The following is a 23,780-nucleotide window of genomic DNA, read 5'->3' as shown; positions in this document are numbered from 1 at the left end:
AATCCCTCTATTTTATATATTTGACAGACTATTTCAAAGATTATTTGAATCTGGCAAGTTCCCTTTGTGCTTCTCTTGCAAGATCCCTTTCTTTAATATCCCTGCGCTTGTCGTAGAGCTTCTTTCCTTTTGCTAAAGCAAGTTCAACCTTGATTTTTCCGTTTTTTGAATAAACCCTCAAAGGAATCAATGTTAAACCTTTTTCTTTAACCTTTCCTATTAATCGCCTTATCTGGTATTTATGCAGCAACAACTTTTTCTTTCTGTATGGATCGTGGTTCGTATGGGCTGATGCAAACTTGTAGGGGCTTATGTGAAAGTTATTTATAAAAACCTCACCATCTTTGATCTCAGCATAACTATCCTTCAAGTTTGCAGACCCCATTCTTATCGACTTAACTTCGCTACCTTTAAGCGCAATGCCCGCCTCGATTGTCTCTAAAATCTCATAATCGTGACGGGCTTTTCTGTTTATTATTTCTCTCATTTTGTTAGAATGTGCGGCGTCACAAAGATATAAAGCTCTTTTTGAGGGTTGTATATCCTTTTTGTTTTAAATAACCAGCCAAGGAACGGAATTCTCATCAGAAGAGGTATACCTTGGACTGTTTTTATGTTTGTTTGCTGAACAAGACCGCCAAGCACAATCGTCTGACCGTTCTTTAGAATAACAGTGGTTTGAACCTCGTTTGTGTTAATTGTTGGTTCTCCATTAACTGCATGGGCAAAATCGGGTGAATCTTTCTTTACAGTGATCTTTAATATTATCTGGTTGTTTCTTGTTATTTGAGGAGTGACCTCAAGTGAAAGGGTAGCCGATTTAAAGCTTGTACTTGTTGCACCACTTGCACCTGCGCTTTCGTGATATGGAATCTGCTGGCCACTTTCAATCTTTGCTGCTTCGTTGTTTAATGTTATTACTTTAGGCGATGAAATAACCTTGGAATAACCTTCAACCTCACCCATTGTCAGTTTAAGGTCCAGATTATACCCAGCCCTCACATTGCCTATTGCAAGACTAACAGCATTGGTGGGTGCATCAGAAAGCGTAGCAGGCAGGTTGACTATAAAATTGTCATTTGTATAATTTGGTGATGGGGGTAAGGAGCCGTTAATTTTTACAGGACTTTCTTTGTTGTATCCACCAACACCAATAAATGTATGAGAGCTACCCAGCTGAGCATTATAATAATTTCCACCCCACTGGATACCCAACTGTCTTTCAAAGGTTTTTGATATCTCTACAATTCTTGCATCAATTTCAACAGCCAACTTCTTTTTATCAACCATCTGAACAATCTTTTCTATCTTTGCAATATTATCCGCTGTATCATGACATATTAAAGCGTTGTTTTTTGTATCTGCAACAATAAAACCACCACCTTTCGGGTTGCCACCGTTGTATAAAAGTTTATTGATAATACCAATAGCATAGTCAGGCGTAATATAGTTGAGATTTATTGTTTTTGTAACAGCACTTTTCATTCTCTCATACTTTTCCTTCTCCTGTAATGCCTTCAATTGAGCCATCTTTTCCTGTTGATACCTTGCAGCTGTCATAATTACAACAATATTTCCCTTTCTTTCAGCAACAAGCCCCTTCTGTTGTAAAATCAGATTTAAAGCTTGATTTATGGGTACATCTTTTAAGCTCATGGTAATCGTACCCTGAACATCATCACCTATAATAATATTTACACCAGTAATTTTAGCAAATACCCTGAATATATCCTTAAGCTGCGCGTCTCTAACATTAAACGATACCCTTCTGTCATCCGAAAAAATACCATTGGCCTGCTCAGTTTGTTGCTCAGACTTACTAATAAGATTGCTATTTTTCTTATTATTAGATGATGTTTGAGTGATAGGAAAAATCAGATATACATGTCTTGAGTCAGCATAATACTTTTTAAACCTTCCATTATCCTTCATTTTGATTACATATCTAATAGAATTATTGGATGTCTTTACAGCCATAATCGAATTTATATTCTCAGCCTCATTCGATAAATTCTGCCCCATTAGGGCATTTTTCAAAGCTTTAACATTATTTAAGGTAAGATAGATAACACTGCCGCTTTGTTTTACCTTGTAGTCTGGTTTTGCCTTTAAAAGAACAACAACCATCTCATAATTGTTAAACCTTCTGTAAGATATCCTTTCTATAATATTCGTTTTAGACAAAGCCGCACTCTGCTTAACCTTTTCCTGTTTTTTGTTTTTATTACAATTAATCTCTACATAACCTTTATACGGCTTTACATCACAATTAGGTTTGGATGTATATCCCTCAAATACAACTGCACACCTTAAAACAGACCGTTTATACGAATTTGATAATTTATCGTTTGTGTGCATAAAAACTTTTGCCCTAATACCATCACCCATATCAAATATCTTTACACTCTTTTTATATTTACTACACCCTTTAACGCCAATAAAATCAACAACAAACCTATAAGGTTTATTTAGATAAAAACTGGTGTATGTCAAACTACCATCGTAATATAGATAAAGCTTACCATTTTTCTGCTCAATAGATTTAATCTCAAAGGCCTTAGCTGCCAAACCAAACTGTAGAGATTTATCTACTAAACCAATTTGAAAACCAAAAAATATTATTAGCGCAATCAACAACCCTTTTCTCATAAGCCACTCCCTATTTAGCAAGCTTTAATGTTACTATTTCTTTTTTACCCATAATGCTTACCCCCACTTTAACTGCATCATTGGTGATGTCTTCAACCCATATGTCATCTTTAATCTTTGTTCCTTTAACAACCACAACAGGAATACCCGACGGACCAACAAGTAAAGCCGCTTTAGATTTATTATCCTTACCAACAACGATCATCTGAACCTTGATAGCCGAGGCAATAGCATTGGCTTGCTGCTTTATCACAGCCTCTGTTTTCTTCTTTCCTTTCAATGCAGCTTCCTGCTCCCTTATTAACAATTCTTTACTTTTTACAAGGTCCATAAAGGGATCCCTTTTGAGTTTAATCTCGAAACACCAGCTTATTGTTTGTATAGCAACTATAATTCCAACAGCCAACACAAAAACCCTGATTTTACCCATATTATTTAACCTTTTTATTGAAATAGTATGTTTCTGCGTTAAAGTTTATATTCATAATCACCAGCTTACTATTTACAATCTTTGGATTATTTATTGTAAAATCTTTCACCTTAACAAGTCGCTTCATTTTTGAAATTCTTTCAAACACTTCACCGCAGGTTGTGTAGTTTGCTTTAATAGAAATAGCTATAGGCTTTGTATAATAAAGCTTTGATGAAGATAACGCTGCATTTCTTGGACTGAAGGATAAAAGGCTTACACCTTCGCTTCTTACAATTCCGTTAAGCTGAACAAGCAAAGATGGAATCTCCTCTTTAAGAGGCAACTGCGCAGAATATACCTTAAACTCATTCTTGGCTTTTATATAGTTTCTTTTCAAAATAGGCAACTGAGACTGATACTTCTGTAGCCGTTCGATCTCTCCTCTTAATTTATTTATTTTTGCATTAGCATCTGAGAAATATAAATAATACCACAAAGCTGGCAAAATAAGTAAGCCAATCACTATCAAAGCTATCTTTTTGTTGTCAAGTTCACCCATATCTTAACCCTTCAAAGTGATTATTATGGAAAATGAATAGATCTCTGCCCTACTTGAGTTTGAAATTTTCCTCAAACCACTCCCGCCAAATCTTACCTTAGACACATTTTTCAATCTGCCTAAATTGATCATATAAGCAGCTACAGCCTCAGCTGAAAAACTTTTTCCGCTTAGGGTTATAACATTACCTCTTTTGGATAAACTGGTAAGCCAGAGACTACCGCCATAAATTTTATTAAACCTGCCTGAAGTATCATACGGAAAGGCATCTGCAATCTCTTCAAGAATTTTGTAAGCATTGCCTCTACCTTTTTCCAAGCTCTTTATGGTCTTTATCATCCTTTTAACTTCTCTTATCTTCCTTTGATATATCTTTACCTGCCTTTCTAAGCTGGCAAGACTTTTTCTTTTTGCTTCTAACTCATCAATTCTTTTTGATGTAAAATAGGTAGCAGTAATCAAACTAATAATCTCGATAACAACAACCGCTACAACAACAATTATCCATACCGGAACATCCAAAGAGACAGGGCTAAAACCTTTAAATGTTGATTGTTTTTTGCTCTTTTTTTGTTCTTCACCCAACAGATTGATCTGTATCATCTCAATCCCCTTACAGAAAGACCAGCAGCTATACAATAAAACGATGCTACAGAAGAGTTAACCTCTTCAAACCCCTCTATGACACCATCTTTTGTTGCAAAGTCAAATGGATTAAAGCTAACTATATCAATGTTAATAAAATTTCTTGCCGATTCAATATCTATCTCATCAAATAATGCGCCCAAGATACCGCTAAAAACCACATTATCTACATCTTCTTCAATTTCAAGAATATTGGCTTTGTAGAATGTTATAGAATTGCTTAGTTGAGCATACAAACCAGCTAATTTATCGTTTATAAAGTTAATCAGACTACCATGCTTCTCATGTTTATGGTTGTTCAAAATCAGCTCAATTTCCTGCTGTTTAACATCCAGAATCTCCACAGCTTCATCCACAATATAGGAAAATCCAAAATCTATATATCTACTAAATACAGGCAAACCATTATTTACAAAAATCAATTTTGTTGAAGAATAGCCCAAATCAACCAATAAACTGTGTTGTTTTGCTTTTTCTGGTTGATTAACCTCAAACGCATTATAAAGGGCAAATACATCAACATCAACAACATCCAATCTTAATCTTGCTTTTTTAAAGGCATTTTTATAGGCATCAATTATATCCCTTTTGGCTATAGCTATCAAAACCGTCATTTCTTTCTTTTCTTCGTTCTTTTCAAACACATGATAGTCAACATTAACCTGTTCCATACCAAAAGGAGCATACTGCTCAGCTTCCCACATAATAGCCTGTTTGATCTCTTCATCAGCAACAAGGGGCATGGTTAAGGTTTTTGTAATAACACCGGCACTGTTAAGACTTATTGCCACATGCTTATTTTTTAACTTATGCGTAGAAAATATATTTTTAAGAAAATCAACCATTATCTCTTCATCTACACCATCACTTAAGATCATACCCTCAGGTGTTTCTTCCCGAAATGCATGGGAAAGTGATACAATACCTTTTTTCTCGTTAAAATAAACAACCTTTGTGTATTCCCTACCTATATCTATACCAACTATACCTTTAGCCACGCCTAAACCCCTTCTTTATGAAACTTAACTACATAATGCCGTATAATTAAACCATACATAACAAAAAAAGTCAACCTCACCATACATTAGTTTTATTAGCAATCACCATGCCACTTTAATAACTTTTTCTTAATTAAATCAATCGGATGAAAAATAAAAAAATAAAGCGGGCAAAAGCCCGCTTTGGTAATCGTTTAATATATAAATTCACTTCAGCAATCCTTTTAAAGAGTTGTCAATTTCGCCAGGCATAGACATATGTGCCGCAAAAGCAGACATTCCTGCATCCATGAAGTAGATAGACATCCTATACATCTCTGGCAAAGCTTTGATCTTGCCGTTGTTATAAACAACAAGTTCTATAGGAAAAGCACAAAGATGGTTATACCCTCCTATATCAAATGCTTCTTTTTCATATTTGGGATTTGCAACACCAACAACAGCAGCCTTTGAAAGTTTTATCTCATATACTTTTTTCCAGCCGTTTGTTCCCTTTGCTAAAGAAGCATCTAACGCTTTTAATGCCGCATCTATTGAGCCGTATTTATGACCGATTTCATAAATTGTATATAAGCTCTGACCCATCATCTGCCAGTTTCCAATCTCATCCTCTGTTGTAGAATATCCAAACTCCTTTTTCTGAAGCTGAATTCCACTGACCTTGCTTAAAGCATCCTCAAGCTGCTTTTTTACATCTTCTGCAGCAGATTGAAGGGTTGATTTCCCTTTTGCAAAAGCATCGGCTAAATAAACAGGATTTGCAAACATCACATAGTTCTCATTGCCCTTCTTCTGAACACCCACCCTTAAAGGTACAGCAAAGAAGGCAAATCTGTGAACCTTATCAACAGCATCAAAGAACTCTTTTGATTTAACAAAAATTACCGTTAAATCATTCAGATCTGCTGGATGGTAGGAGCCAATTACGCTAAATTTGGTCTTTAGAGCATTTTCAACCGATTTTACCACAGCTGCATGATCGGGGTTTTTCACAACGCCCACCAACTCAAAAGTTGTTAAAGCAAAAGATACATTTGCCATAAGCAAAACAGCTAAGATTGCAACAACAATCTTCCTCATCAACACACCTCCTTAGAATAATTCAGTTCTTTATCAAAAATAACACACAAGCTGCAATAAGTCAATTAATAAATCATTTAGCTTAATCTTTTACCCTACTATAGTAATTGACATCAAGCCTAAGTTTTCCTAATATCATAGTTCTAAAGGGCGGTTAGCTCAGTTGGGAGAGCGCTACCTTCGCACGGTAGAGGTCGGGGGTTCGACTCCCCTACCGTCCACCACTTGAGGGGGGAGTATAAATGGATGAGATATTTAAATTAATCCTTATGGCAAGGGTTTATGATATAGTAAAGGAAACGCCGCTTGATTTTGCACCAAATCTATCAAAAAAACTTTCAAACAGAATTCTTTTAAAAAGGGAAGACCTGCAAAGTGTATTTTCATTTAAAATAAGGGGCGCATACAATAAGATTGTTAATCTGTCAGATAAAGAAAAAAAATGCGGTGTGATAGCAGCAAGTGCCGGCAACCACGCACAGGGTGTGGCATTATCCTCAAAGGTTTTAGGTATAAAGGCAACGATCGTTATGCCAGAAACAACACCAAAAATTAAAATAGATGCAGTGAAACGACATGGAGCAGAAGTTGTTTTAAAAGGGGACAACTATTCAGAGGCTTATGAGCACTGCAAAACCCTGATAAATAAACTAAACCTGACCTATATCCCCCCATTTGATGATGAATTTGTCATAGCAGGACAGGGAACGATCGGCCATGAGATAATCAGACAGGCATCAAAAGACGATGTTTATGCCGTTTTTGTGCCAATCGGTGGTGGCGGATTGATTGCGGGTATTGCAACATTTATAAAAAACATCTATCCACAGATTAAAATCATAGGTGTTGAGCCAATTGAGAGCAACGCCATGTATCTATCAATAAAGAATAATAAAAAGGTTGTATTGGACAGAGTTGGAATATTTGCAGATGGTGTAGCAGTCAAAGAAGTGGGCGATTTAACATTTGAAAAAACAAAACAGTATGTGGATGACATTATTCTGGTTAGTGTTGATGAGATAGCATCGGCAATAAAAGACATTTACTACGATACACGCAATATTGTAGAACCAGCCGGGGCTTTAGCTGTTGCAGGTATCAAAAAATATATCTCACAGCACAACATAACATCAAAAACTTTTATAGCAATCAACAGCGGCGCAAATATGAACTTTGATAGACTAAGCTATGTTGCAGAAAGAGCTGTGATTGGCGAAAAACAGGAAGGTTTATATGCGGTAAGGATTCCAGAAAAACCCGGTGAGTTTAAAAAATTCTGCCAACGTGTTATTCAAGATAAGAATGTATCGGAGTTTCACTATAGACTTTCAAGCAGAAATGAGGCATACATACTTGTTGGATTGACAATGGATTATGAAAAGGAAAACCAGGAAATATTAGAAAGAATGAGAAAAGAAGGATATTATGCCATGGATGTCACACACAACGAACTTATAAAAGACCATATACGATACATGATTGGTGGCAAATGCCCCATCGTAGAAAACGAGATTTTTTATGACTTTAAATTCCCAGAAAAAGCAGGCGCATTGATGAGATTTTTGAGTAATATGAAGGAACAATGGAACATAACAACATTCCACTACAGAAGACACGGCGGAGAGTTTGGCAGGGTGTTTATAGGTTTTGAGATTCCGCAAAACGAAAGGGCTGAGTTTGAAGTATTTCTAAACAAAATAGGATATGATTATACGCATCAGACAACAAATATTGCCTGCAGACTCTTTCTTTAGATTATTGACAAAAACAAAAGCTTGCTTAATATCACAACCGAAAAAAACTACTAATGGAGGTGGAAATGGCTGAAAAGAAACCAAAGAAACAACCCAGAGTTATAGTATTTTCAACACCAAGCTGCCCATGGTGCAACAGGGTCAAGGCATACCTTAAACAAAACGGTATCAGATTTAAAGATGTCGATGTTTCAAGGGATAGAAAAGCAGCAGAGGATATGGTTAGACGCACCGGTCAGACAGGCGTGCCCGTTGTATTGATAGGCTCAAAAGCAGTGGTGGGCTTTGATAAGGTAAAAATCGATAAATATCTGGGGTTGTGAGGTGAAGTATGATTTATGATGACGAACTGGAAACCTTACCAAGGGAGGCCCTTGAGGCACTGCAGCTAAAAAGGCTACAACACACTGTTGAGCGGGTTTACAACCTTGTGCCGTTTTATAAGAAAAAGTTTGACGAGGCAGGGGTTAAGCCTGATGACATCAAAAGTCTTGATGATTTAAAAAGGTTACCATTCACAACAAAGCAGGACTTAAGAGATAACTATCCGTTTGGGCTTTTTACGCTTCCTCTTGAGCAGGTTGTGAGAGTTCATGCCTCAAGCGGAACAACAGGCAAACCAACTGTTGTGGGTTATTCAAAAAGGGATATCCAGACCTGGTCGAATTTAATGGCTCGCTCGCTGGCTGCATGTGGAGTAGGAAAAGGCGATGTAATTCAGAATGCCTATGGATACGGGCTTTTTACAGGTGGACTTGGAGCTCACTACGGTGGGGAGGCATTGGGTGCAACTGTGATTCCTATCTCTGGGGGCAACACCAAAAAACAGATATTGATAATGAAAGATTTTGGCTCCACGGTATTAACAGCAACACCATCATATACACTCTATCTTGCAGAAACCCTTAAAGAGATGGGTATTAAAAGGGATGAGTTAAAGCTCAGGGTTGGTATTTTAGGAGCTGAACCCTGGAGCGATGAGATGAGAAAAAACATCGAGGAGAAACTGGGTATAGATGCATTAGATATTTACGGTTTAAGCGAAATAATGGGACCCGGGGTAGCAATAGAATGCATAGAGGCAAAAAATGGCCTTCACATCTGGGAGGATGCATTTATACCGGAGATTATCGACCCAGAAACCGGTGAAGTTTTAAAGGACGGAGAGGAAGGCGAGCTTGTCATAACAACCATATCTAAAGAAGCAATGCCCCTTATCAGATACAGAACGAGGGATATAACTCGCATAATCAAAGAACCGTGCAAATGCGGCAGAACCCACAGAAGAATTGAAAGAATTAAAGGCCGAAGCGACGATATGCTTATCATCAGAGGCGTAAACATCTTCCCAAGCCAGATAGAATCGCTGCTTATGGAAACAGAAGGTGTTGAGCCACATTATCAACTGATTGTGGATAGGGTTAACAATTTAGATACGCTTGAGGTAAAGGTTGAGGTTAGCGAAAAACTATTCTCCGATGAGATTAAACATCTACAAAGACTCAAAGAAAGAATTGAAAAGGATATAAAAGATTTATACGGCATTACGGTTAAGGTCACACTTGTTGAGCCAAAAACCCTTCAAAGATTTGAAGGTAAAGCAAAAAGGGTCATAGATAAAAGAAAGATTTAGGAGTAGACAATGAAAAGGATAAGACAGATATCGGTTTTTGTAGAAAACAGACCCGGCAGGTTGCTTGAGGTGGTTGACCTTTTGGGTAAAAACAACATAAACATTAAAGCCCTCTCTTTAGCAGATTCAAGCGACTTTGGAATTGTAAGATTGGTTGTAAAAGGCACAGATGAGGCGATAAAGGTATTAAAAGAAAACGGCTTCACTATAAGCGAAACAAACATTATAGCCTGCATGATTGATGATAAACCGGGTGCACTGGCCTCTATTTTAAGGACGCTTGCTGACAATCAGATAAATATCGAGTATATGTATGGCTTTGCATCTCCAATAGAGGGAAAAGCTGTAATGGTGTTTAAATTCTCAGATTTAGAAAGTGCCGAAAAGATTCTTGAACAAAACAACATAAAAACTCTAACACAGGAAGAAATCAGAGAAATATAACAAAGATTGGGGGGAGGAGTTTATGAAAAGGTTTATTTTTATTATCGTTGGGGTTTTGTTTATTGCATCAACTGCATTTGCCGATGTTATTAAAATCGGCGCACTTGTCTCAATTACAGGTCCAACCTCTTTTCTTGGTCAGCCAGAGAAAAACACACTTGAGATGATTGTAAACGACATCAACAAAAAGGGTGGAGTAAACGGCACAAAGATCAAGCTTATCATCTACGATACAAAGGGCCAGCCAGCTACAACGGTTATGATGGCAAGAAAGCTTATCTACTCAGATAGAGTTAAAGCAATTATCGGGCCAACAAGAAGCGGCTCAACACTGGCAATTATTCCACTTATTCAAAGAGCAAGGATTCCTCTTATATCTATGGCATCAAGCTATAAAATCACAACACCTACAAAAAAATGGGTTTTTAAAACTGCACCATCTGATAGTCTCGCCGTTGAAAGATTATACAGCTATTTTTCAGACCATAACATACACAGAATAGCAATACTCACAGCTCAAACCGGCTTTGGTGAAAGCGGAAGAGAGGAGCTTAAAAAATTAGCATCAAAATACAACATAAAGATTCTTGCAGATGAAACATTTAATGCAACCGATACAAATATGACTTCCCAGCTTATAAAAATAAAAAACATAAAAGGGGTTGAAGCTATTGTATGCTGGGGCACAAATCCAGGGCCAGCCTCTGTTGCCAAAAATGTTAAACAGTTAGGTATAAAAATACCGCTTTTTATGAGCCACGGTGTTGCATCGAAAAGATTTATTCAGCTTGCAGGCGATACAGCAGAGGGAATAAAACTACCTGCCGGAAAGCTGCTTGTGGCTGAACAGCTACCAAAAAACGACCCTCAAAGGGCAGTGCTTCTTGCATACAAAAAGGATTATCAATCGAAATTTGGACCTGTTTCAACATTTGGTGGACACGCCTACGATGCAATCCATATGATTATTATTGCATTAAAGAACGAAGCAAAAACACCATCCCAGATTCGAGATCAACTTGAACATATCAAAAATTTTGTGGGTATAACAGGTATTTTTACTTATTCAAAAGACAACCATGCAGGGCTTGACCCAAGCGATTTCTGTATAGTTGAGATAAAAAACGGAAACTGGAAGCTTATTGCTTACTAATCGAGAGATTATCCTTTTTAATTAGATATTTTTGAAAGATGCTTGCCGCTTTCTGCGGCTGCATCTTTGATATGATTGCACCAGCTTTTCTTGCCTGCATAAAAACTAAAATCTCGGCTGCAACATCTTCATCCATCTTTGATAGTGCCATGGCAGCAGCCTGCGGCTTTGCATTTGAATAGATTGCCGCTAACTTTTTAATCTTCTCTGTTGCTATTTGCTTTTGCAAATCCTCAAGCTGTTTCTGTTTTTTGGCTAAAAAATCATTCACCTCTTTTTGAACCTTTGCATAATAGTCATCTGCTTCTTTCTTTCTCTTTTTTACATATTCATCAACATCCTTTTTCATCTTTTCAAGCTGCTTTTTCTCATCATCAAGCTGTTTTTTAAGTTTTTCAAGTTTGGCGATCTTGGCGTTGATTGTGTTTTCAAGATTCTTTAATTCATTAATTTTCTCAACAACAGCCGATAAGGTTTGTTTATTTTGTGCAAATGATGGTGCAACTATCAGGCTACTGAGAACGAGAGATAGTGCGAGCAATTTTAATAGACGCAATTTCATCCAAAAACCTCGCCTCTTTTCTTAAATTCTCAACTCTATAGTTTTCAAATTCCTTTTCCTTGAGACGCTCAAGTTTTTTCTTTTCCTTCAAAAGCTCTTGAGCCTCACCAATCAACTTTTGTTTTTCCTCTGTCAGCTGCCTTTTTTTTATCTTTAAATTTCTAATTGCCTCATCTGTCTTTTCTATATTCTCACTCAAAAATAAAATCCAGTTTCTATCGGGTTTTTCTTCCCTTAATAGATTGTCTATCTTCTTTCTCCTTAAACCGTTTTCTTTCTTTTTTTCTTCAATCTCATTATTTGTTTCGTTAATCTGCTTGACTAAAGCTGCAATTTCAAGCCTTTTTTTATCCAAAAGCTGAGTTTTTATCTTCAACAACCGCTCAAATCTGTATTTAAACATCAGCTAAAAATCGACTCCATAAGTTTAATAGAATCACTTAATGAAAAAGATTCATCAACATTCTGAGCCAAAAAAGCCTCAACCTTTTCTATATATTCAATCGCCTCATCGATATCTTTATTGCTACCCTTAACATAAGCACCGATATTTATCAAATCTTCAGCCTCACTGTAAACGGATAAAACCTTCCTGATCCTTGATGCAAGCTGTTTGTGTTTTTCATCTGTAATAGAGCTCATCAAACGGGAAATACTTTTTAAAACATCTATAGCAGGATACCTGCCCCTTTCAGCTATCTTGCGGGATAACACGATATGCCCATCAAGAATTGAGCGGCTGGCATCTGCTATAGGCTCCATCAAGTCATCACCATCCACCAAAACCGTGTAAATAGCTGTAATTGAACCTTTCTCAAAATTCCCTGCCCTTTCCAAAAGGCGTGGCAGAAGGCTGAATACAGATGGCGTATAACCCTTTGTCGTGGGTGGCTCACCAATGGCAAGACCGATTTCCCTTTGAGCCATAGCAAAACGGGTTACAGAATCCATCATAAGCATTACATCCAACCCCTTATCTTTAAAAAACTCAGCAATTGCCGTAGCCACAAATGCTCCCTCTCTTCTTAAAAGTGGCGCCTCATCGCTTGTAGCCACTACAACAACGCTGCGTTTTAATCCCTCTTCCTTCAAATCCCGTTCTATAAATTCTCTGACCTCTCTGCCCCTTTCACCGATCAGAGCAATAACATTAACATCGGCTGAGCTGTTTCTTGCAATCATACCCATCAATGTGCTTTTACCCACGCCGCTTCCTGCAAAAATCCCGATTCTTTGACCCTTTCCTATGGTAAGCAAACCATCTATCGCTTTAACACCAACGCTTATCGGTTCTTTTATAATTTCCCTCTTTAAAGCCGATACGGGCTTTGGATAAACAGGATAATAGTCCTCGACAGGTATTGAGCCTTTAAAGTCTATCGGTTTACCTAAAGCGTTAACAACCCTGCCTAAAAGTTTATCCGATACAGGAACACTTAAACCACTGCCCTGAGACTTCACAAGGCTGCCTGCCCTGATCCCATCCAAAACACCTAAAGGCATCAAAATTACACCGTCCTCATCAAAACCAACAACCTCGCTATCGATCCATCCCTCATCTGTATCTATTTTACATACATCGGCAATCTTTACATTTTTTGGTCCAGAAGACTTAATCGTTAAACCGGCTACCTTCTTTATACGACCGTATGTAACAACCAGATTTGAGTTGTTTATAACCTCTTTTAGCTTCAGAATCTTACTCATTGACTATCGATTCTTTTATCTGCTTGAGTTTTGTATCCACACTTGCATCGATAACATTACCGTTGTCTTCCTCAATAATCAAAGAGCCCTTCTTAAGCGAGCCGTCTTCTACAACTTCAATCTCTTTTGAGTTAATACCAATATCGCCAAGCGCTTTTGCATCTTCAGGATTAAGCTTAATCTTTAGCCTGGAAGAATCAGACAATCCAATTGCCTCTTTAACCATATTCTTAATCACATCCCTATCTTCGCTTAACTCCTTCAAGATTACTTTCTTTGCTATATCAAGCACCATCTCAACTGCAGCATTTTCAAGCTCCTCATACTTCTTTGAAATCTCATTGGCTGTATGGATAAGCTTGCCTATAGCCTCCTGCATCTTCTGCGTGTATTCTGCAATTGTTTTATCAAAAATTCCCTTCGAATCGTTTAAACCCTTCTGGTAGCCCTCTTTGTAGCCAAGCTCAAAACCTTCTTTTTTTGCCTGCTGTTTTATAAGCTCAGCCTGTTTTAAAGCTTCGGTTTTTGTTGTTTCAATAATGGCCTCAAGCTCTTTTTTTATCGTTTCTTTATCTAAAACAAAATTTTCACCTTGATTATTTCCTTGGTTGTTATCAACTGACTGAGTATTATTGTTAGAGGGTTGATTTATGTTAGACTGTGTATTTTCTGTGTTGTTACTTTTCTCAACCTCTAAGCTTTCAAACTCACTATCAAAATCTGGATAATCAAACTCCTTAACCTCAATCGTCATTAAACCACTACCTCTTCTCCGCCACCGCCGATTGAAATTACACCTTCTTCGTCAAGTTTTCTTACGATATCAACAATAACCTTCTGTGCACGCTCCACATCCTTAACCTTAACAGCACCAAGAAACTCAAGTTCTTCTTTAAGCGTCTCTGCAGCCCTTGAGGACATGTTTTTAAAGAATTTATCTTTTAGGTCATCCGATGCACCCTTAAGCGCCAGAATAAGGTCTTTTTTGTCAACATGTTTGAGCAGTTCCTGAATATCCTGATCGCTAAGCTTGATAATATCTTCAAATACAAACATCATATCTCTGATCTGACTTGCAAGATCTGGATTATGCTCTGCAATTGCATCGATTAAGGCTTTGGATTCAACTCTTCCCATTCTGTTTATAATCTCAGAAACCTTTCTAACACCACCAAGCTCAATATTTGAGCCGCTAACACTTTCGAGTTTTGTTTGCAATATTTCAGAAACATGCTTTATAACAGTTGGTGAAACATTTTCAAGTGAAGCCATCCTTAATGTTACATCGGCCTGAATCTCTTTTGGCAGTAAACTCAATACCTCAGCTGCTGTTGACTGATCAAGGTGTGCAAGGATTATTGCTATGGTTTGAGGATGCTCGCTTTGAATAAATTTTACAAGCTGTTTGGGGTCTATGTTTTCAAGATAATCAAAGCCGTAGCTTGACTCCATCATCTTTATCAGTTTATCGATAATTCTTTGAGCTTCCTCTGGACCCAGTGTTTTAACAAGTATTTCTTTTGCATACTCAAGGCCTCCAACACTCATAAACTCTTTTGCCTTGAGCATTTTGTAAAACTCATCCACAACATCTCTGATGATTTTGGGATCAACGGTTTTCATAAAGGCTATCTCTTTTGATATAGCCTCTATATCCTGTTTAGGCAGATAAGCCAATACCTTTGGCGATAGATCATCACCCAAAACAATCGTTAAAATCGCTGCCTTCTGATGAGGCGTTAAATCATCTATAGACTGTATTTGACCTGGAGTTTTAGCTGGCATTTTCTACCCCTTCTGCTTTGTAGCCAATAATGTTTTAATAAGGTTTGCGATTTCCTCAGGATTCTCTTGAGCTGCCTCTCTAATTTTATCCTCCATCATATTTGCGCGGATCTTTTCTTCATCAACAACCTCTTCCTCTTCAAGTTTGCTGGCGATTTCCTCTTCGATTTCTCTAATTGTTTTGCCTTTAACCTGCTCTTCTTCGATCTCTTCTTCTGCTTTGGCGGCTTCTTCAGCCTCTACACCCTTTTCTGCTTCAGGATAGGAAACACTCAAAACATTCTTGATAAACTTTCTTAAGAAGAGGAAGTAAAATAGAGCAAGCAGCAAAGCTACAGCAGCATACTTATAATAACTTGCTAAACTCACAACAATATTACCACCATTTACTATTCCACCACCCACTTTCTGCTCCCCAACAGAGGCAAATTTCATACATGTAACATTAACCTGATCACCTCTGTTTTTATCATATCCAATAGCGGCTTCAACCGCATTTTTTACACTATCAAGCACATCTTGGGGAAGAGGCTGGAATGTATAACCCACAATCTTGCCCTTTTTATTCTTTTTTGGCTTATAAATGCCATCTACAACCACAGCTACAGAAACCCTTTTAATCTTAATCATCGGCTCTTCGGTTATGGTTTCTGTTTTTCCTACATCGTAGTTTGTGATTGTCTTTGATTTTGAACTTTTATATCCCTGATTGGTAGAAGTAGTGTTATTACCAACATTCGATATTACACCCGGCACCCCACCGCTTGTTTGGCCTGTTGTTGTAGATTCCTCGTTTTGCTCACTCACCACAACACTATTTGGGTCATATTGAACACTTTTCTTTTGAACCTTACTCAGGTCAAGGTCAACATTAACGCTAACAACAAATTTATCCTTGCCCAAAATAGGTGCAAGCATCGATTTTATCTTTCTCAAATACTCCTGCTGAACAATCTGCCTGTATTTCAGCTCATTTGCTGTCATAAAACTCTCAGTACCTGTGTTTATCGAAAGTAGATTGCCATCACTATCAACAATCGTTACATTTTTATAGCTAAGTCCGGGCACAGCTGCAGCCACAAGTTTCTGAATGGCAAGAATCTGCTGCCTTGTTAAAGGTCTGTATAAATCAAGCACAATACTAACGGTTGGCGGTTGCTGTCTATCCGTAAATATTGTGGGCTTTGGAATTGCAATGTTTATCTTGGCTGACTTTACTTCGTTGATACTTTCAATGGTGCGCGTAAGCTCACCCTCAAGTGCCCTTATATAGTTTATATTTTCGACAAAGTTGGTTGTTGAAAAGCTCTGCTTGTCAAATATTTCAAAACCCACCACTCCGCGTTTGGGAAGCCCTGCCGCAACAAGGTCAAGTCTCAAATTATAAACCATATCCTTTGGAACCTCTATAACGCTACCGCCGTTTTCAAGCTTATACTTTATGCCGTGTTGATTGAGATACGATACAATATCAGCTGCATCCTTGCTGTTTAGATTGGTAAACAGGGGAGCATAAACCACCTTGCTGGATAAAACAAAGATAAAAACAATACCTACAAGCAATACACTTAGTGAACTAAAAAGAATAATTCTTTGCTGTTTTGACATTGCGTTGTAGAATTTCTTTATCTGTTCAAGAAAAAGCTTTATATCCATACTTTCACAATATAATAAATTTGATTAGTTTGGCAAATAAAAAATTATACCTGCATGCGCATGACTTCTTTGTAGGCTTCAATAGCCTTGTTGCGAATCTCGGTTAGAAGTTTTAAAGAGACATCGGCCTTTTCAATAGCCATTACAGCATCCTGAATGTTTTCCATCTTTCCAGCGGCTATATCCTTAATAGACTGGTCGGCTTTGTTTTGCAGTTTGTTTACCTCGTCCAACGATTTCTTTAATATATCAGCAAAAGAATCACCACTACCTGCTGTTTTACTGCTCTGCTGACTACTTTGATTGCTATCAATCGGTTTTAAAACAACATCTTTTATATCCATATTTCAATAATAACCATTTCCTTTAAATTTTTCAAGCCCTCAAAACGCCAAGTGCTGCCTGAATCATCTGCTTGGCTGAGTCTATTACAGAGGCGTTTGCCTGATATGTTCTCATCGCATCGATCATATTTGTCATCTCTACAACAGGATTGATATTGGGATATGCAACATAGCCATCCTTATTTGCAAGTGGATTTGATGGATCGTAAACAAGTTTTGGCGGTGTATCGTCTCTGACAATATCGGCTACCTTTACCTTTTTTAACACATTGCCAAAATCATCATAAGGCGTTGCTTCAAAGATTACATCCCGCCTTTTGTAAGGTCCACCCTCTTGTGTCTTGATGGTATCGGCATTGGCTATGTTGGCAGAAATTATATTAAGTCTCAGTCTCTGCGCCGACATGCCTGTTGAGGCTATATTCATACTATCAAACAGGTTCATTTATCCCCTCCTATGCGTTCCTTGTTGAGCTAATGATATCCTTATACTGATTAAACTTGTATCTCTCAAAAGCCGTAAGCGCATTGATCAACAGCGTATTTTTTGCAAGGTCTGTAAGCTCTTTGTCTATTTTTACATTATTCATATCGTTTTTTGTAAGGTAATCATCTTTATCGGGCTTGATAAAATTGGCTATCAGATTGTCATTATCTGTTATATGCTCAGGCGAGGTTGTCTTTAGTTTTAAGTCGTTGTTGCTAATCTCTAAAACATCCTTAAACGGTATATGTTTTGCACGATAGTGCGGCGTATCGGCGTTGGCTATGTTGCTTGCTATTACATCCTGCCTCAAAACCGCAATATCTAAGGCTTTTTTAAGATAACCAAAAACAGGATCACCCAAAAACATCTTCTCACCTCCGATATTTCTTTAGCAAAACACATTCCAGACTAAACATTGACTAACAGAGTGTTTTTATGATAAAAGAAAGTCTATAATATTGGGGGGAGTAATGGATTCGCTAAAGATATTAAATATAGCCAACAAAATAGCAAGGTTTGAATACTCTACCGGGCAGTGGAGGGATATTTTAGACAAGATAGCAGAATTATTTGAAGTTGACGGTGCATTCATAGGTTTATGGAATGGGGGATACATAAATTTTAAACATTCATCCTATCTACTGAAAAAAAATTTGCCTGAAAGTCAATTTCCCGACCTCTACCGGGTGCCTCTGAGGCAACGAAAAAAATTCAAAGAAGAGATAGAGAAAAAGGGTTTTATTCTTATTGAGGATTATCCTAACTACCCTTATGCATTAAAAAGCTGGCTTGAAGCTGGTTTAAAATCTTTATTGGCTGCCATAATAAAATCAAAAAAAGTATATGGATCACTTCACTTAATAAGCTTTAAAAAGAGGAAATTTAACAAAACTGAAATAGACTCCCTTAAAGTGCTTGCAAATTTTATAGCATCTGAAATGGACAAGCAAAGCTATATAGAACAAATCAAAGAAGAACAGCAAAAAAATGCAATCTACATAAATTTTTTAAAATACATCAGAAAACAACCTGTAAGATACGATATAAAAAACTGGATTATAGAAACACTCAAAAAAATAAAAGAGCTTACCCTTGCAAATGAAATCTCCTTTCTATTTTCATCTGAAGATATGTATGTAAAATTAAATAAGAACACTGTATACTCAAACCTATTAAATTCTCAGGACTCTTTAATTTATAAGGTGTGGCAAACAAATACAAAAAATGTATCCACCGTTTGCTTAAACAAAACAAAAACAGCTATCCTTATTCCTGTCCTAAGTGGAGATATCACAATTGCCGTATTTTCCTTAATATTTGATAACAAGCTCAATCTGCCTGAAACAGACCTTGAGGTTATACAAACACTTTTAACCCATTTTGTTTCACTTATCCATACATATAAAAACATTCGCATTATAGCAGACAAACTCTCAGAGACAGAAAAAGGCCTTTTAGAGGCGTTCATTTCAACAACAGAAGCAAAAGACGTTTATACAAAGGGGCATTCTGAGCATGTGGCAAATTATGCGCGTATTATAGCCAAAAAACTCAATTTAGATGTAGCACAGCAGGAGATGATCTACAATGCCGGATTGCTTCATGATATAGGCAAGATATCGATTCCTGATTTTATCCTTTTAAAACCCGGCAGGCTTACACCGTTTGAATATGAAATTATGAAGTATCACCCTATCATCTCATACGAAATGGTCAGAAAAATGCCCAAATTCAGTAAGCTTGCAAACTGTATAAGACACCACCATGAACGGATGGACGGAAGCGGCTATCCCGATGGTCTAACAGGCGATAAAATCGAGCTTGGCGCACGAATACTTGCCATTGCAGATATCTTTGATGCATTAACCACAGATAGGCCTTACAGAAAAGGCATGAATCCCGATGATGCTATAGAAATTCTTAAAAATGAGCAGGTTGATAAAGAGATATTATTTAATGTAATCGACGATTTAAAGGCAAACTTTAACAAAGGCATCCCTCAATCACAATTTGTCCCTCCCCAGTTAGAAAAACTCAGAAAAGAGTTTATAGAAACAGACCTTATGACAGGCACAAAAAACAGAAACTATCTCATAAAAAAGACAGAAGAGTTTATATTCAACAAAAAACAATTTGCTTTATTCATGATAGATATAAAAAATATGTCTTACATCAATTACAAATACGGAAGGGAAATTGGCGATAGAATTATTCTCTTTGTTGCTGAGGAGTTAAAAAAACTCAACAACATAGAGGCTCTATCAAGAACAACAGCCGATGCATTTATGTTTATCTATTCTCATAACGACATAGAACAGTTCAAGCAGTTTATTACAGAAACACTAAAACAGGGTATGCTAAGCAAGATCTCATCAAAAAGCTGCGTAATAGATAAAAAAGAGGCAAAAGAAATTATAGGTTGCTATATAACCTATGCAAGAAGCCCGCAGGAATCGATTGATGCAGAAGAGCTCATATATCTTTGCACACAGAAGAAAAAAGCTCTAAAAGAGAATGAAGTCCTATCTTGTTAGAAAAATATTAGAACTCATACCAACATTTATAGGTATAACCTTTATAACTTTTATCATTATTCATCTTGCACCTGGCAACCCCATAAATGCAACAGGTGGTTTTAATCCCAATATAACCCCCGAATCACTAAAAAATATGGAAAAAATATACCATTTAAACCAACCAATTTACATTCAGTATATAGACTGGCTTAAATCTTTTTTTAGCCTGCATCTGGGCTATAGCCTTGTGGATGGTGTGAGTGTTGCAGAAAAAATAGTCCACAGGCTTCCTATAACGCTTGCAATTAACCTAATAACCCTGATTTTATCGCTTTTAATCGCTATACCCATAGGTGTAATAAGTGCCAAAAAGAAAGATTCATTTATAGATAAATTCTTCACATTTTTTGTTTTTAGTGGATATGCGATGCCGTCGTTCTGGCTGGCTTTACTGCTTATGATTCTTTTAAGCCTAAAACTTCATGTTCTGCCGCTATCAGGACTCCACTCCTTTAATGTAAAGCCGGGGAGTGTTGCCTATTTTTTAGATATGGCAAAGCATTTAATTATACCTATATTTATCGGGGTTTTTGGCTCTCTGGCGGGTTTTGCAAGATATGTAAGGGCTGGCATGATAGATATCTTGAATAAGGATTTTATAAAACTTATGTATCTGCGTGATATGCCAGAGAAAACAATCCTTTACAAACACGCACTAAAAAACGCCATACTGCCGTTGATTACGCTGATGGGCTTATCTTTGCCATCATTAATCGGTGGCAGCGTTATTATAGAATCGATTTTTGCCATACCGGGCATGGGGCAGTTGTTTTATTTCTCTGCAATGGCAAGGGATTATCCAACCATAATGGGCATCCTTGCAATTAGCAGCATTTTAACTCTTATCGGCAATTTGATAGCAGATATTGTATATGCACTTGTTGACCCAAGGATAAGGTATTGATGAGTTATATCCCTCGATACATAAAAACATTTGAGGAAGGCAGATTGGACGAAAAGATACATAAAGCCTTTGAAAACCTAAAGAAATGCACGATCTGTCCCCGCTTATGCAGAGTTGACAGAACAAGGGGCAAAAAAGGCATCTGCAATACAGCCGTTAAAGTAGGTATTGCGGATTTCTTTCCTCACTTTGGCGAAGAAAGGGTTCTTGTTGGCAAAAGAGGCTCTGGAACAATATTTATCTCATGCTGCAATCTGCTTTGCATCTACTGCCAGAATGCATCAACAAGCCATCTATGCGAAGGTCAGCTTTACAGTCCGTCCGCCTTTGCATCGATGATGATAAAACTTCAAAATGCAGGCTGCCATAATATAAACATCGTTACACCCACCCACATAGTGCCTCAGCTTCTGCTTGCTTTAAAAATCGCCATAAAGAAGGGTTTAAATATCCCTCTTGTTTACAACACAAGTGGATATGAATTGCCAAAAACATTAAAGATATTAGAAGGGGTTGTTGATATTTACCTTGCAGATTTTAAATACTCAAACCCGCTCTATGCTGAGCTTTACTCATCAGCCAAAGACTATCCCACTATCACAAAAAAGGCTTTAAAGATCATGTATAAACAGGTGGGCAATCTGAAAGTTCAAAACGCCACAAAAGGCCTGATGATTCGCCATCTTGTGTTGCCAAACAATATAGCAGGCACAAAAGAGGTTGTAGATTTTATAGCCACAGAACTCTCACCTTTTGTTTATGTTAATATCATGCCTCAATACCTGCCACTTGGTGAGGCTTATCGCTTTGAAGAACTTGCCCGACCCATCACAGAAGAAGAATATCTTCAGGCTTTGATTTATGCAAAAGAGGCTGGCTTAAAAAACCTTGATCCCTATTGTGTGGAATTTTTAAAAAGAAGGGGTATTACAATATGAATTGCTTGAGTTTGTCAGATATAGAATTTAATCAACCGCTTGAAAGCATCATAAATAAAAACGCCATACCACCCAAGTTTTCAGCATGCAGCTTTGATAATTATATTCCAGATGACAATTTTCCATCTCAAAGACAGGCAAAGCAAAAACTAATCCATTTTGTTGAAGACTTAAGTCAGTTTGTCTCTTCAAAGAAGGGGCTATTAAAAAGATTTTTTGCAAAAAAGCCCAAACACATATATTTAGATGGCGTTTTTGGTGTGGGTAAAACCCATCTTTTAGCTGCAATAGGCAACACTTTTAAAGGTAAAACAATATTTATCTCATTTTCAGAACTGATGTATTTAATCGCTTACTCTACATTAAAAGATGTGGCCGATAGATTTTCATCTTTTGATTTAATACTCTTAGATGAGTTTGAGATAGATGATCCGGGTGATGCAATGATGGGCATAAATTTTATAAGGGAAATCAACAAAACAGATACAGTTATTGCTGCCACATCCAATACACTCCCATCCCAGCTTGGGGCAAGAAAGCTGGATATGCTTGTTTTTAAAACCCGTATGGGTAGCCTTATAAACTCGTTTGAAACAATCGTTATAGATGGAAAAGACTACAGAATCAAATCACCAAAGATAAATTCACTAAACAACTCATCAACACTTAAGGATATATGCATAAATTCAACCAGTAAAAAACAAAATCTATACACAACATTCGATAACCTTCTTGACGTTTTAGAAAATGTTCATCCCGTTAGGTATAAAAGTATCGCAGAAGCCGCAAAAACAATATACATAGAAAACATCCATCCGCTTAAAGAAAAAGACCTGCTAAATGCTTTGAGGTTTACATACCTGATCGATATTCTCTACTACTACGATGTCGAGATTTTTGCGACATCTACCTGTGATCTGTTTGATATATTTCATAACGACCTAAAAAGCGGTAAATTCAACACAAAAATCGGCAGATGCATATCACGACTTGCAGAAAAGGCAACAATAATAAAATATTAAACAACTTTAAGTAGCCCAGCACTTACTTTTTTTGATTGAGTTTATAGATAAAATTGAGTATAATTATTATGAAATTAGACCTCAGGAGATAAATTAAGATTTTCATGTTAAGTAAGTGCTGGGGTCAAAAACTGTTCTTTTACAATGAAATATGGCTGTTTTTTCGTACAGCGGGTCCAGCACTTACTTCTATTAACAGACTTTATTTTCCCTAAAATCTATTATTTTGAAAATGATACTTTTCTACAAAAAAAGAGTTTCTTAATTAAAGTAAGTGCTGGATAGAAGGCCTGTTGCACTATTCCCGCTCCTGAAGGGAATTATCCGAGCCCCTACTTTTCTTACTTACTCAGAGGGAAAACAAAACTTAATTAGACTTAATTGAGTTTCATTTATGTTCTAATAGGTGTTTATTCAAGTAGGGGCTCGACAGGCTCCTTTATCGAGCCTGACGCCAGAAACTCTTCAAAGA

The 23,780-nt window shown here is 37.1% G+C and carries 25 protein-coding genes and 1 tRNA gene; 10 read left to right on the top strand and 16 right to left on the bottom strand.

Features of this window, described 5'->3' with window-relative positions; genetic code table 11:
- Positions 1-40 precede the first annotated feature (40 nt).
- From smpB to EK17_RS06165, 7 genes are all read right to left on the bottom strand, one after another.
- Positions 41-487, bottom strand: coding sequence for an SsrA-binding protein SmpB (gene smpB / locus EK17_RS06195; protein ID WP_035588716.1), 447 nt, complete (start codon positions 485-487; stop codon positions 41-43).
- A complete protein-coding gene (locus EK17_RS06190; protein ID WP_035588713.1) occupies positions 484-2,649 on the bottom strand; it encodes a type IV pilus secretin PilQ in 2,166 nt (721 codons plus the stop codon). Before EK17_RS06190 ends, smpB begins: the two co-directional genes overlap by 4 nt.
- Before the next feature lie 10 nt (positions 2,650-2,659).
- Entirely contained in the window at positions 2,660-3,079 is a 420-nt protein-coding gene (locus tag EK17_RS06185; protein WP_035588711.1) for a hypothetical protein, read from the bottom strand.
- Between the two features lies 1 nt (position 3,080).
- Entirely contained in the window at positions 3,081-3,620 is a 540-nt protein-coding gene (locus tag EK17_RS06180; protein WP_035588709.1) for a type IV pilus inner membrane component PilO, read from the bottom strand.
- Positions 3,621-3,623: 3 nt separating this feature from the next.
- Positions 3,624-4,223: a PilN domain-containing protein gene (locus EK17_RS06175; RefSeq protein WP_035588707.1), complete on the bottom strand. Its 600-nt coding sequence runs from the start codon at positions 4,221-4,223 to the stop codon at positions 3,624-3,626.
- On the bottom strand, positions 4,220-5,263 hold the full coding sequence (gene pilM / locus EK17_RS06170; protein WP_035588705.1) for a type IV pilus assembly protein PilM: 1,044 nt from the start codon (positions 5,261-5,263) through the stop codon (positions 4,220-4,222). The genes EK17_RS06175 and pilM overlap by 4 nt, the downstream gene beginning before the upstream one ends.
- 207 nt (positions 5,264-5,470) lie before the next feature.
- Positions 5,471-6,343, bottom strand: coding sequence for a hypothetical protein (locus EK17_RS06165; RefSeq protein WP_035588704.1), 873 nt, complete (start codon positions 6,341-6,343; stop codon positions 5,471-5,473).
- Between the two features lie 148 nt (positions 6,344-6,491).
- Here EK17_RS06165 and EK17_RS06160 point away from each other — a divergent pair.
- The 6 genes from EK17_RS06160 (at position 6,492) to EK17_RS06135 (ending at position 11,327) form a co-directional block, all read left to right on the top strand.
- Positions 6,492-6,567 (top strand) — tRNA-Ala (locus EK17_RS06160).
- An 18-nt stretch (positions 6,568-6,585) separates the two neighbouring features.
- Complete coding sequence (gene ilvA, locus EK17_RS06155) at positions 6,586-8,097, top strand: threonine ammonia-lyase, biosynthetic (protein ID WP_035588702.1); 1,512 nt, start codon at positions 6,586-6,588, stop codon at positions 8,095-8,097.
- 65 nt (positions 8,098-8,162) lie between these two features.
- Positions 8,163-8,420 (top strand): glutaredoxin family protein, encoded by a 258-nt coding sequence (locus tag EK17_RS06150; RefSeq protein ID WP_035588700.1) that lies wholly within the window; start codon positions 8,163-8,165, stop codon positions 8,418-8,420.
- Positions 8,421-8,428: 8 nt separating this feature from the next.
- A complete protein-coding gene (locus EK17_RS06145) occupies positions 8,429-9,730 on the top strand; it encodes a phenylacetate--CoA ligase family protein (RefSeq protein ID WP_035588697.1) in 1,302 nt (433 codons plus the stop codon).
- A 9-nt stretch (positions 9,731-9,739) separates the two neighbouring features.
- Positions 9,740-10,174: an ACT domain-containing protein gene (locus EK17_RS06140; protein WP_035588694.1), complete on the top strand. Its 435-nt coding sequence runs from the start codon at positions 9,740-9,742 to the stop codon at positions 10,172-10,174.
- Between the two features lie 22 nt (positions 10,175-10,196).
- Positions 10,197-11,327, top strand: coding sequence for an ABC transporter substrate-binding protein (locus tag EK17_RS06135; RefSeq protein WP_035588692.1), 1,131 nt, complete (start codon positions 10,197-10,199; stop codon positions 11,325-11,327).
- Here the strand turns inward: EK17_RS06135 and EK17_RS06130 are convergent.
- The 9 genes from EK17_RS06130 to flgB are packed head-to-tail and all read right to left on the bottom strand — an operon-like array spanning position 11,314 to position 18,235.
- The gene (locus EK17_RS06130; protein WP_156957529.1) at positions 11,314-11,889 is read right to left on the bottom strand and encodes a MotE family protein; all 576 of its coding nucleotides are present in this window, start codon (positions 11,887-11,889) and stop codon (positions 11,314-11,316) included. The genes EK17_RS06135 and EK17_RS06130 overlap by 14 nt on opposite strands.
- The gene (locus EK17_RS06125; RefSeq protein ID WP_035588687.1) at positions 11,840-12,292 is read right to left on the bottom strand and encodes a hypothetical protein; all 453 of its coding nucleotides are present in this window, start codon (positions 12,290-12,292) and stop codon (positions 11,840-11,842) included. Before EK17_RS06125 ends, EK17_RS06130 begins: the two co-directional genes overlap by 50 nt.
- Positions 12,292-13,596 (bottom strand): flagellar protein export ATPase FliI, encoded by a 1,305-nt coding sequence (gene fliI / locus EK17_RS06120; RefSeq protein WP_035588684.1) that lies wholly within the window; start codon positions 13,594-13,596, stop codon positions 12,292-12,294. Before fliI ends, EK17_RS06125 begins: the two co-directional genes overlap by 1 nt.
- Complete coding sequence (locus tag EK17_RS06115; protein WP_035588681.1) at positions 13,589-14,350, bottom strand: FliH/SctL family protein; 762 nt, start codon at positions 14,348-14,350, stop codon at positions 13,589-13,591. Before EK17_RS06115 ends, fliI begins: the two co-directional genes overlap by 8 nt.
- Positions 14,350-15,381, bottom strand: coding sequence for a flagellar motor switch protein FliG (gene fliG, locus EK17_RS06110; RefSeq protein ID WP_035588678.1), 1,032 nt, complete (start codon positions 15,379-15,381; stop codon positions 14,350-14,352). Before fliG ends, EK17_RS06115 begins: the two co-directional genes overlap by 1 nt.
- A 3-nt stretch (positions 15,382-15,384) precedes the next feature.
- Positions 15,385-17,037, bottom strand: a complete 1,653-nt coding sequence (gene fliF / locus EK17_RS06105) for a flagellar basal-body MS-ring/collar protein FliF (RefSeq protein WP_035588675.1) — start codon at positions 17,035-17,037, stop codon at positions 15,385-15,387.
- 44 nt (positions 17,038-17,081) lie between these two features.
- Positions 17,082-17,381: a flagellar hook-basal body complex protein FliE gene (gene fliE / locus EK17_RS06100; protein WP_035588672.1), complete on the bottom strand. Its 300-nt coding sequence runs from the start codon at positions 17,379-17,381 to the stop codon at positions 17,082-17,084.
- Between the two features lie 31 nt (positions 17,382-17,412).
- On the bottom strand, positions 17,413-17,826 hold the full coding sequence (gene flgC / locus EK17_RS06095) for a flagellar basal body rod protein FlgC (RefSeq protein ID WP_035588668.1): 414 nt from the start codon (positions 17,824-17,826) through the stop codon (positions 17,413-17,415).
- 10 nt (positions 17,827-17,836) lie between these two features.
- The gene (gene flgB, locus EK17_RS06090) at positions 17,837-18,235 is read right to left on the bottom strand and encodes a flagellar basal body rod protein FlgB (RefSeq protein WP_035588663.1); all 399 of its coding nucleotides are present in this window, start codon (positions 18,233-18,235) and stop codon (positions 17,837-17,839) included.
- A gap of 103 nt (positions 18,236-18,338) precedes the next feature.
- Here flgB and EK17_RS09065 point away from each other — a divergent pair, with 103 nt between their 5' ends.
- The 4 genes from EK17_RS09065 to zapE are packed head-to-tail and all read left to right on the top strand — an operon-like array spanning position 18,339 to position 23,308.
- A complete protein-coding gene (locus EK17_RS09065; protein ID WP_051904475.1) occupies positions 18,339-20,402 on the top strand; it encodes an HD domain-containing phosphohydrolase in 2,064 nt (687 codons plus the stop codon).
- The gene (locus EK17_RS06080; RefSeq protein ID WP_035588660.1) at positions 20,383-21,348 is read left to right on the top strand and encodes an ABC transporter permease; all 966 of its coding nucleotides are present in this window, start codon (positions 20,383-20,385) and stop codon (positions 21,346-21,348) included. Before EK17_RS09065 ends, EK17_RS06080 begins: the two co-directional genes overlap by 20 nt.
- Positions 21,348-22,286: a radical SAM protein gene (locus EK17_RS06075; protein ID WP_035588656.1), complete on the top strand. Its 939-nt coding sequence runs from the start codon at positions 21,348-21,350 to the stop codon at positions 22,284-22,286. The genes EK17_RS06080 and EK17_RS06075 overlap by 1 nt, the downstream gene beginning before the upstream one ends.
- Entirely contained in the window at positions 22,283-23,308 is a 1,026-nt protein-coding gene (zapE, locus tag EK17_RS06070; RefSeq protein WP_035588652.1) for an AFG1/ZapE family ATPase, read from the top strand. Before EK17_RS06075 ends, zapE begins: the two co-directional genes overlap by 4 nt.
- The last annotated feature ends 472 nt before the right edge of the window (positions 23,309-23,780 follow it).

It is taken from the genome of Hippea jasoniae (genome assembly GCF_000744435.1).
Taxonomy (GTDB): Bacteria; Campylobacterota_A; Desulfurellia; order Desulfurellales; family Hippeaceae; genus Hippea; species Hippea jasoniae.
The sequence above is the reverse complement of the archived record's forward strand: the minus strand, read 5'-3'. Positions and strand labels throughout refer to the sequence as shown.

What these genes read in the sequence shown, in the direction of transcription:
- smpB (WP_035588716.1), bottom strand. Translation starts at nt 487, where the DNA reads ATGAGAGAAATAATAAACAGAAAAGCCCGTCACGATTATGAGATTTTA.
- EK17_RS06190 (WP_035588713.1), bottom strand. Translation starts at nt 2,649, where the DNA reads ATGAGAAAAGGGTTGTTGATTGCGCTAATAATATTTTTTGGTTTTCAA.
- EK17_RS06185 (WP_035588711.1), bottom strand. Translation starts at nt 3,079, where the DNA reads ATGGGTAAAATCAGGGTTTTTGTGTTGGCTGTTGGAATTATAGTTGCT.
- EK17_RS06180 (WP_035588709.1), bottom strand. Translation starts at nt 3,620, where the DNA reads ATGGGTGAACTTGACAACAAAAAGATAGCTTTGATAGTGATTGGCTTA.
- EK17_RS06175 (WP_035588707.1), bottom strand. Translation starts at nt 4,223, where the DNA reads ATGATACAGATCAATCTGTTGGGTGAAGAACAAAAAAAGAGCAAAAAA.
- EK17_RS06165 (WP_035588704.1), bottom strand. Translation starts at nt 6,343, where the DNA reads ATGAGGAAGATTGTTGTTGCAATCTTAGCTGTTTTGCTTATGGCAAAT.
- ilvA (WP_035588702.1), top strand. Translation starts at nt 6,586, where the DNA reads ATGGATGAGATATTTAAATTAATCCTTATGGCAAGGGTTTATGATATA.
- EK17_RS06150 (WP_035588700.1), top strand. Translation starts at nt 8,163, where the DNA reads ATGGCTGAAAAGAAACCAAAGAAACAACCCAGAGTTATAGTATTTTCA.
- EK17_RS06145 (WP_035588697.1), top strand. Translation starts at nt 8,429, where the DNA reads ATGATTTATGATGACGAACTGGAAACCTTACCAAGGGAGGCCCTTGAG.
- EK17_RS06140 (WP_035588694.1), top strand. Translation starts at nt 9,740, where the DNA reads ATGAAAAGGATAAGACAGATATCGGTTTTTGTAGAAAACAGACCCGGC.
- EK17_RS06135 (WP_035588692.1), top strand. Translation starts at nt 10,197, where the DNA reads ATGAAAAGGTTTATTTTTATTATCGTTGGGGTTTTGTTTATTGCATCA.
- EK17_RS06130 (WP_156957529.1), bottom strand. Translation starts at nt 11,889, where the DNA reads ATGAAATTGCGTCTATTAAAATTGCTCGCACTATCTCTCGTTCTCAGT.
- EK17_RS06125 (WP_035588687.1), bottom strand. Translation starts at nt 12,292, where the DNA reads ATGTTTAAATACAGATTTGAGCGGTTGTTGAAGATAAAAACTCAGCTT.
- fliI (WP_035588684.1), bottom strand. Translation starts at nt 13,596, where the DNA reads ATGAGTAAGATTCTGAAGCTAAAAGAGGTTATAAACAACTCAAATCTG.
- EK17_RS06115 (WP_035588681.1), bottom strand. Translation starts at nt 14,350, where the DNA reads ATGACGATTGAGGTTAAGGAGTTTGATTATCCAGATTTTGATAGTGAG.
- fliG (WP_035588678.1), bottom strand. Translation starts at nt 15,381, where the DNA reads ATGCCAGCTAAAACTCCAGGTCAAATACAGTCTATAGATGATTTAACG.
- fliF (WP_035588675.1), bottom strand. Translation starts at nt 17,037, where the DNA reads ATGGATATAAAGCTTTTTCTTGAACAGATAAAGAAATTCTACAACGCA.
- fliE (WP_035588672.1), bottom strand. Translation starts at nt 17,381, where the DNA reads ATGGATATAAAAGATGTTGTTTTAAAACCGATTGATAGCAATCAAAGT.
- flgC (WP_035588668.1), bottom strand. Translation starts at nt 17,826, where the DNA reads ATGAACCTGTTTGATAGTATGAATATAGCCTCAACAGGCATGTCGGCG.
- flgB (WP_035588663.1), bottom strand. Translation starts at nt 18,235, where the DNA reads ATGTTTTTGGGTGATCCTGTTTTTGGTTATCTTAAAAAAGCCTTAGAT.
- EK17_RS09065 (WP_051904475.1), top strand. Translation starts at nt 18,339, where the DNA reads ATGGATTCGCTAAAGATATTAAATATAGCCAACAAAATAGCAAGGTTT.
- EK17_RS06080 (WP_035588660.1), top strand. Translation starts at nt 20,383, where the DNA reads ATGAAGTCCTATCTTGTTAGAAAAATATTAGAACTCATACCAACATTT.
- EK17_RS06075 (WP_035588656.1), top strand. Translation starts at nt 21,348, where the DNA reads ATGAGTTATATCCCTCGATACATAAAAACATTTGAGGAAGGCAGATTG.
- zapE (WP_035588652.1), top strand. Translation starts at nt 22,283, where the DNA reads ATGAATTGCTTGAGTTTGTCAGATATAGAATTTAATCAACCGCTTGAA.